Here is a 5,840-nt window from a genome sequence, read left to right on the forward strand (position 1 = left end):
CAAAAAACTGAAATGCATTTTCTAGACCATCGATCCATGCATCCGTACGTTCATGATCATAAAATTTCACGAAAGTCGCTCTGGAATACCCTAATGTTGCGACAAAGGCTTTTAAAGTCGTGTTGTTGCGTCGAATTGTGGTGAAATCCACCTGCATTTGTTGGCCAGGTTGGGTTTCAAAACGAATGATCGGTTCCGGTTGAGCAACTGGTTTTAATGTTGCAAGGTATTCCCTCAAGATCCTGATCTTTCCTGGATATCCCAACCCTAAAATTTCCTGGTAGAGCACAACAGCAGGAATCCATTCAGGATGAGCTGCGTTTACACGTTGGAGTAAATAGGGTTTATATGGGTCAAGGATACTTATTCTAGGCTGTATACGCTGATACTGAGGTGTGGTGTTTTGCCGTAAATATTTACGTACGGTATTTCTGGACACCCCCAGTTCACGACTAATGGCTTTAATAGATTTACCTTGTTGATGAAGTATTTGGATTGTCACTGCTTGCTCCAAAGTTAACATGTTGAGCAGTCCAAAATGACCGCTATATTAACCAAGGGGGTCAGTTTTTAAATGCCATTAGGGGGTCATTTTTACACTGCCGCTAACAATTTAACTCTAGCATAGATCTGTCAGACTTGAAGTTATCTCTGTAGCAATGGTATTGTTTTGTACAATATTCGCCTGCTTGATTTGAGTTTTAGCTGTATTTATAAACTTTTGGCTTTTCCGGTCGCAGGCTCTATAATTTGCTCGTTTAAATCCAACTCTTCGTCTAACGTCATCTATTTAGTGTGCATGCGGCCTCCGGAGCATTTTCCGTGGCTTATTTTACCGAAGCATCGGGATTGCTAAATAGAGCTGAACGCTGTAATGCGCTTTCGAACTGAGCTTTCCGTAACTTCGGCATTAGTTCATGTACCTTGCTTACTGGATGTTGGTTGACGCGCAGCAGCACGTCCGTCAGATAATCGTAAACGTTAATAGCAGTGTTGACCTTGCTTTGAATGACGCCAACATGCTTAGCACCAAGCTCCGTTCAGCAGAATCACAGCCAGTTTTTCAGTTATCCCAAGTGTCACTCTCAGATTAAAGGCCGCCATACCGGATGTAGTGCCAACAAGAAAACTAAAACACAACTTCGCTGATCATCGCTGAGTGTTTATAAATCGTCTCCCATCACCGGTATCGATAAGCAGATAAGCCTGGTTATGCCATTAGCAGTTCTTGAAGCATTCCTGCTTTCAATGTCGTCAACGTGATCACGATTTGAGTTGAGATAACGACTCTGTTGCTGAAGACTCTCAGTTAATTGCCACTCACCAGATTCAAGAACAGCACCCGCTAACTCGGCACATACTGTTGCAAAACCATAAAGCGCTTGATTATCGCGGGTAAAACGCAGCGGCATCGTCTGGCCTTTTACAAGAAGGGACCATTCCAAAACTCTGTACTTACCTTTTAATCGGTTACTGACAAAAATAGTTATACTTGTACCGCTGGCGCCAACAACTAAAAAGCTCGTGATAGCTAGTCCTATCAGAGACCATAACTCTGGTTTCCCACTTAGTAACAGTGGATTAGGCAAATGACTCCTCAAAACGAGATCAGCACCAAGGGTCAGCGCTGTTTTATACACTGCTTGTTCTAATAATGGAGTTGCATTGACCAGTGACGCAACAGCATCACAACTATAAGGTTCTAGAACTGCCGTAGCTCTCAACCATTCTGTTTCATGGGCAATCGCCAACAAATTTGACCAAATTCGAACCAGTGCCGCTATATGAATGGAGTTTTCATCAGTCAGGACGGTTTGATTAAGCTGCTTATCCAGTTCCTGATGCCAGTATTGGTATTGGCTTGTCAAAAGTACAAACAACTCAGATTGAAGCAACTTATTATTAGTTACCGGTCTTATCCTATTTGACATCTCATTGAATAGTTGTATAAATTTTTTGTCTGCTTGTTGCTCACGCTTTAGCAGATCTTGCTGTTGTTGAAGCATCTGTAAATCGTATTCAATGGCCTGCTTAAAAAGTGTGAGTAAGGAACAGTGTTGTGATGCCCGATCTGGGCTTGAAAAGTCCAACATACACAAAGTACCGAAAGTTTTTCCGCTAGGCCAAAGCAATGGCAGGCCATAGTAATAACTAAAGCCTGCTGCAAATGTTGGGTTATTGTTTTCATATCGGGTACCGATTGCATTTTCAACTAGTAATGGCTGGTTACTGGAAATGACTTGGGAACAATAAGTGTTAAGTGCCAATGGAACAGGTTCACCGCAATAAAAAGTTGGTACTGACACACTGCCAACAGCCTGACAAATTTCGTTTTTATCTAATCGATTAATCAGCACACAAGGCACTTCCGCGACTTGAGCCATCGAGTTTACAATGCCTTGCCAGCGCTCTAGGAGCAGAGCGGTTTCTATGCTCAAATCTACTGCCATTTGTTCCCTCAGTATTTAAATAGTCCCCTTTTGCATCATTCGATCTTGTTTATCTCAGAGTATCAAACAGGAAACAAAGTGATTGATGTCAATCAGGGAATTAGCAGCATTGATGCATTAAGCGGCGCACATACACTCTAAGTAAAGTGCTTAAGTCTGATTATGGCAAGAAATTGTTACTTTGTCAGGGATAGTCAACACTTTATTAGCGAGAGACTTGCTTGGCTGACATTTAAGACAAATCGCGAGATTCCAAATCTGCCACCAACAGTCGGAACTGAGTAACTCACTTGAGCTTTAAAAAGTAAAGCATTGAAATATTTATGGTATTTATACATCCTACCTAGCTCACAGCAGAGTTTAGCATCGTGCATTAATATGACCTTACACTAAAAATACGTACTAGTTGACGTCTATCAAACTCGTTTACGAGATAGTGTAGTGGTCGACAAATTTTGGCCACATCGTTATTGCCTAATAACCGATGCTCTCTTTAAATGCGAAATGAGTAGTGCACGCATTTTTAGCCTTTTGGCAAAACGTTGATGTCTCGAAATTTTCAAGCGCTGTGCCTTGTTTATTTTCAGAAACGTCTGCTTTCAGTGAGTTCCTGATGCTCGGGCGCTCTAAATTATGGGTATAGACAATCTGATTTGCCCTATATTTGCAGTTTTTCGTGAACCCTTAATTTCACAACTCTTTTAATCTGATATCCAAAGTCTGCATCCATACATAGCCCCTACGTAAACTGTCCAATAGGTCATGTTATACGAACTATTGAACATATTATATCTATTTTACATGCTGTAAAGTCAGTCTAATCAGTAAGTGGATGAAAACTAAGGAGGCTTTATGAAACTAGATTATGTGATCGTTGCCGGAGGGTGTTTTTGGGGTCTCGAAGACCTCCTTAGAAATCAGGACGGCGTGACGTCAACGAAGGTGTGTAGTGGCACTGAAATGGCGACTGCGCAAGACGTGAAGATGAGCTGTCTGATAGCAACGGATTATCAAGCAGAACCTTCTTAAATACAATTTATTCCACGCCAATACAGCGTGCTGTCTTTCAAATCACTAGGAGAAATTTATGTCACGTTTGAACACCCCTACCACAATCGACGCCGCGCCTACTGCTACCCATACCTCACTCAAGGCTGTGGAAAAACAACTGGGCCGCGTTCCTAACATGTTCCGCGTCGTTGCCAACAGCCCTGCTGCGCTGACTGGCTACCTGCAATTGAGCGCAGCATCAGCACAGGGCGGCTTGGGTACAGCGACTCTTGAGCGTATTGCCCTAGCCGTCGCTGAGATCAACGGCTGCGATTATTGCCTTGCTGCCCATTCCTTCCTAGGCCGTAAGGTGGCCAAGCTTGATGATGCTGAACTCACTGCCAACCGCAGCGGTGCATCAAATGACCCTAAGGCCGACGCAGCCGTGCGTTTTGCTGCCGCCGTAGTCCGCCAGCGCGGGCAAGTCAGCAATGACCAGGTCCAAGCGGTGCTGAACGCTGGCTACAGTGATGCACATGTAGTGGATATTCTGTTGGCTGTTGCCCTGAACACTTTCACTAACTACGTTAACGAAGTGACACAGACCGAGGTCGACTTCCCGGCCGTTCAACCACTAGGCATTGATGTCTAATCCATTGGTGCTCAACTACAGCAATTACCTAAGTTAGGTTCGACTCGAGTAAACATATAGTTTTTCTCAAGAGTCATATCATTTTAGTGGGCTACATAGAGTGAGTCCACATGGCTAAAAATAATTGGAGATATAAGATGACTATTCCCGAAATTGAAAATGGTGTCCAGACTACCAATACCCTTAGTAATAATCTCGGTGCAAAAATCACTAAGTTTGGTATAGGTGGCATCTACGTTGCCATGACGATAATATATTTGTGGTTTGGTGGCATGAAATTCACTAGCTACGAAGCAAACGGTATACATGGTTTTGTTAGTAATAGCCCTCTGCTTTCGTGGATGTATAGCTTCCTCAGCATTCAAGGATTCTCAAATTTTCTGGGTGTGCTTGAAATTTCAGTTGGCCTGTTAATCGCTGCACGAGTTTTCTCCCCTAAGCTCGCAATCTTGGGCGGTGTACTTTCAACCGGACTCTTTTTTACGACATTGTCGTTCATGCTGACTACACCCGGTGTTTTTGAGGCATCTCTTGGGTTTCCTGCGATCTCTGTGGTTCCTGGCCAGTTTTTGCTAAAAGATTTAGGCTTGTTTGTCGTGTCTATATTTATCGTAGGTACATCACTTACAGCACTGGAGCACAAAAACAAATAAGCCTCACCCGAAACAACTATAAGTTAGATGGCTCCTAAACACATTAGAGAGCCTTTATTTTTATCTTTTAAGTGCTTCAAGTACGTGCCTTACTAGAGGCTGTTGATCTTTGAGTAAGCGTCCGCTGAATCCCATACCAATTTTTAATTCGATTCAGGTTTCCAGCAGTGTGGCAGTAACTCTTCAATCTGGGTCACTTTATGTGTCGGCAGCCTTTTCAGAACATCACTTAAATAGGCATACGGATCCAGCCCATTCTGCTTTGCTGACTGGATTAAAGTCATGATATTTGCCGCTCGCTGACCGCTGCGCAGCGAACCTGCAAATAGCCAATTCTTACGTCCCAACGCCCAAGGTCGCATCTGGTTTTCCACCCAATTATTATCTATAGGTAGATTGCCATCATCCAGATAGCGGCTTAAAGCTGGCCAACGCTTCAGAGTGTAATTGATGGCCTTGGCGGTTGGAGAACTCGATGGCACAGTCAGTTGATGTTGGTTAAGCCATTCATACAGTTGTTGCATCACCGGTTGACTATGCTGTTGTCGGTATTCGCGGCGGTCTTCCGCTGTACCATCGGTCTTTTTCCTGAGTTCTGCTTCTATCGCATACAGTTTCTGAATCAGCACCAATGCCTGTTCAGCGACCTGACTTTTCCCGGTCACATGCAGTTCATGGAATTTACGACGTGCATGGGCCATGCAGCCCACCTCAATGACATCGCCTGATTTAAAGCGTGCTTTATAACCACTGTAATCATCACAGACCAGATAGCCCTGCCAGCCTTTCAAGAACTCTTCAGCATGCTGGCCTGAACGACTATCTTGAAAGTCATAGATCACTGCCTGAACTGGATTGTACTGTGTGGTGGCATAGGCCCAGACATAACCTTTCTTCGGTTTTTTCTCATCATCACCCATCCGCATAATGGTGACTGGTGTTTCATCTGCATGCAGCACCTGCTGTTGCAGCACCACCTCTTTTAAGGCATTGGCCAGAGGCTCCAGTTCTACACCGCAGCGACCTATCCAGTCAGATAACGTTGATCTAGAAAGCTCGATTCCCGCCCGCTGATAGATCAGACGTTGACGGTAC

Annotated in this window: 5 protein-coding genes and 1 pseudogene; 3 read left to right on the top strand and 3 right to left on the bottom strand. The window is 44.0% G+C overall.

Features of this window, described 5'->3' with window-relative positions:
* Together istA and HX743_RS15380 are read right to left on the bottom strand one after the other, a co-directional pair.
* Positions 1 to 523, bottom strand: a pseudogene (gene istA / locus HX743_RS15375) (IS21-like element ISAba8 family transposase); the annotation flags it as partial.
* A 640-nt stretch (positions 524 to 1,163) separates the two neighbouring features.
* Positions 1,164 to 2,450 carry a GAF domain-containing protein gene (locus HX743_RS15380; RefSeq protein WP_000257537.1) on the bottom strand — a complete coding sequence of 429 codons (1,287 nt, stop codon included), beginning with the start codon at positions 2,448 to 2,450 and terminating at the stop codon, positions 1,164 to 1,166.
* 852 nt (positions 2,451 to 3,302) lie between these two features.
* Between HX743_RS15380 and HX743_RS16495 the strand changes: the two genes are divergently transcribed.
* From HX743_RS16495 to HX743_RS15395, 3 genes are all read left to right on the top strand, one after another.
* Positions 3,303 to 3,479 carry a peptide-methionine (S)-S-oxide reductase gene (locus tag HX743_RS16495; protein WP_005006244.1) on the top strand — a complete coding sequence of 59 codons (177 nt, stop codon included), beginning with the start codon at positions 3,303 to 3,305 and terminating at the stop codon, positions 3,477 to 3,479.
* 58 nt (positions 3,480 to 3,537) lie between these two features.
* A complete protein-coding gene (locus HX743_RS15390) occupies positions 3,538 to 4,092 on the top strand; it encodes a carboxymuconolactone decarboxylase family protein (RefSeq protein WP_000088799.1) in 555 nt (184 codons plus the stop codon).
* Positions 4,093 to 4,229: 137 nt separating this feature from the next.
* Positions 4,230 to 4,745, top strand: a complete 516-nt coding sequence (locus tag HX743_RS15395) for a YkgB family protein (protein WP_004911234.1) — start codon at positions 4,230 to 4,232, stop codon at positions 4,743 to 4,745.
* Between the two features lie 143 nt (positions 4,746 to 4,888).
* On the opposite strand, the gene HX743_RS15400 is transcribed toward HX743_RS15395, so the two are convergent.
* A partial coding sequence (locus tag HX743_RS15400; RefSeq protein ID WP_178319632.1) for an IS66 family transposase occupies positions 4,889 to 5,840 on the bottom strand: 952 nt, incomplete at its 5' end.

It is taken from the genome of Acinetobacter sp. Swhac1 (assembly GCF_013390985.1).
Lineage (GTDB): Bacteria > Pseudomonadota > Gammaproteobacteria > Pseudomonadales > Moraxellaceae > Acinetobacter > Acinetobacter towneri.

Bases quoted from the DNA above. Each gene is read 5' to 3' on its own strand.
- HX743_RS15380 (WP_000257537.1), bottom strand. From the start codon at position 2,450: ATGGCAGTAGATTTGAGCATAGAAACCGCTCTGCTCCTAGAGCGCTGG.
- HX743_RS16495 (WP_005006244.1), top strand. From the start codon at position 3,303: ATGAAACTAGATTATGTGATCGTTGCCGGAGGGTGTTTTTGGGGTCTC.
- HX743_RS15390 (WP_000088799.1), top strand. From the start codon at position 3,538: ATGTCACGTTTGAACACCCCTACCACAATCGACGCCGCGCCTACTGCT.
- HX743_RS15395 (WP_004911234.1), top strand. From the start codon at position 4,230: ATGACTATTCCCGAAATTGAAAATGGTGTCCAGACTACCAATACCCTT.